The sequence below is a fragment of the Mesorhizobium sp. P3_A9 genome, from assembly GCF_056402975.1.
This window is the reverse complement of sequence record NZ_JBFUGJ010000810.1, coordinates 1-576: the sequence shown is the minus strand read 5'-3', so window position 1 is coordinate 576 and position 576 is coordinate 1. Positions and strand designations below refer to the sequence as shown.

1 protein-coding gene is annotated in these 576 nt (G+C 64.2%); it reads right to left on the bottom strand.

Annotated elements, in window-relative coordinates:
* A partial coding sequence (locus AC1DX0_RS36870) for a LysR substrate-binding domain-containing protein (RefSeq protein WP_477359595.1) occupies positions 1 to 576 on the bottom strand: 576 nt, incomplete at both ends.

The following is a 576-nucleotide window of genomic DNA, read 5'->3' as shown; positions in this document are numbered from 1 at the left end:
AACCAAGGCTTGCCGCGAACCGCGCGGCCAAATGGTTCCGTTGAAAGGCTTCCAGGACGAAATCGACAAACACGCGCGTCTTGGCGGGCAGCAGCGTGCGGGTGCCGTAGTAGAGCGAGATCGAACCGAGGTCGGCATACCAGTTTGGGACCAGGCGCACGAGCGCCTTGCTCTCCAGGTAGGGCAGCGCTTCCGGCATGACGATCAGCGCCACGCCGAGATTGAGCAAGGCTGCCTGGGACATTGCCACGGGATCGTTGACGATAATCGTTTCGTTCAATGCGGCTGGAAGCTCCCTGCCCGCGGCATCTCGCATGACGCGGTGCCGGAGGCGGCCGGTTCGCGAAGAGCGCAGCACGATGCCGTCAAATTCGGAAAGACCCGCCGGATCGACCGGCGAAATGCGCCCCTTCATATAGTCCGGCGATGCGACCACGATGATGTGCAGGGGCGCAAGGTCGCGCGCTATCACGCCGGGCGCCAGTTCGAAGCCGCCGCCGATCGCCGCGTCCAGCCCCTCGGCGATCAGGTCGACCTGCCGATTGTCGAACTGCCAATCGGGCCGAATGCGCGGAT